General features: G+C 54.8%; 1 protein-coding gene. It reads left to right on the top strand.

The window, feature by feature from the left end; genetic code table 11:
- A partial coding sequence (locus CS022_RS25110; RefSeq protein ID WP_161569751.1) for a hypothetical protein occupies nucleotides 1-1,359 on the top strand: 1,359 nt, incomplete at both ends.

The raw sequence follows: 1,359 nt of genomic DNA, 5'->3' as shown, positions 1-1,359 counted from the left end.
GGCGTCTGGCAAACGGCCGATGACATTGTGATCACCGACGACGAGAGCACGCTCAATATCGCCTCAGCCTCTGTGTATCAGAACGGGCAGGAGAATGCCGCGGATTATACCGAGGGCCCTGCATGGGAAATTCTCGTTAACAACCCGGCCGATGAGGATGGCACCTTCAATGTCGCCTTCAACGATCAGGACTACAACTCCTCCTTTGACAAGTTCGAGCCCTTTATCTACGTCACCGATCTGGATGGCAATCAAATCAAAAATACTGACAGAGCCGACGGGCTGTTCACTGTCACCAGTTGGGCTTCCGGCGCGAACTTCCACGTCCCGCTAAAAGCTGGGGAAACCGGCATTCGTGTGTATGCCAAGCCGAAAGATGATGACCTCTACGACCCGGGGGAGCAACTGTCCCTGCGGGTCAATGTCGATGGCTCCGCCTATGCATTCTCACAAAAAGCCACCTTGCAGGATGATGAATCGTCACCGCAAATCACGTCCATTGTGCCCGAAGAAACAACCTTTACCGAAGGCGATGATGTCGAACTCAGTTGGACGCTCGCACTCAACAATGCCTCGGCCTCCCACACCACCCTGCGGTTGGATATCAATAACCTGGGCAACGAGGGCGACTTTGCCAGTGACACCAACGGGGTCTTTGTCGTGCTCGACAGCGAGGGCAATACCCTCACCACGGTCAACATGTCCGACGCCGTGAACGGCATTGTCGAGGCGGTACTCCCACCTGGCCATGCCAGCGTGCAGGTGACCACCACCCTCGATAATGATGCCACCTATGAAGCCACCGAGACCTTTACCCTCAAAGCGGCGGTGAAAGATTCTGGCGTCTGGCAAACGGCCGATGACATTGTGATCACCGATGACGAGAGCACGCTCACTATCGCGTCAGCCTCTGTGTATCAGAACGGGCAGGAGAATGCCGCGGATTATACCGAGGGGCCTGCGTGGGAAATTCACGTTAACAACCCGGCCGATGAGGATGGCACCTTTAATATCGCCTTCAACGATCAGGATTACAACTCGTCGTTTGGCAAGTTCGAGCCCTTCCTTTACGTCACCGATCTGGATGGTAACCAAATCAAAAATACTGACAGACCCGACGGGCTGTTCACTGTCACCAGTTGGGCTTCCGGCGCGAACTTCCACGTCCCGCTAAAAGCTGGGGAAACCGGCATTCGTGTGTATGCCAAGCCGAAAGATGATGACCTCTACGACCCGGGGGAGCAACTGTCTCTTCGAGTCAATGTCGATGGCTCCGCCTATGTATTCTCACAAAAAGCCACCTTGCAGGATGATGCTGACGCCCCTTCTATCGCGAGTGTCTCAAATGTCACGGTGACA

This window comes from Veronia nyctiphanis (assembly GCF_004116385.1).
GTDB lineage: Bacteria > Pseudomonadota > Gammaproteobacteria > Enterobacterales > Vibrionaceae > Veronia > Veronia nyctiphanis.
Note: the sequence above shows the minus strand (reverse complement) of the source record. Positions and strands in the feature narration are given on the sequence as shown.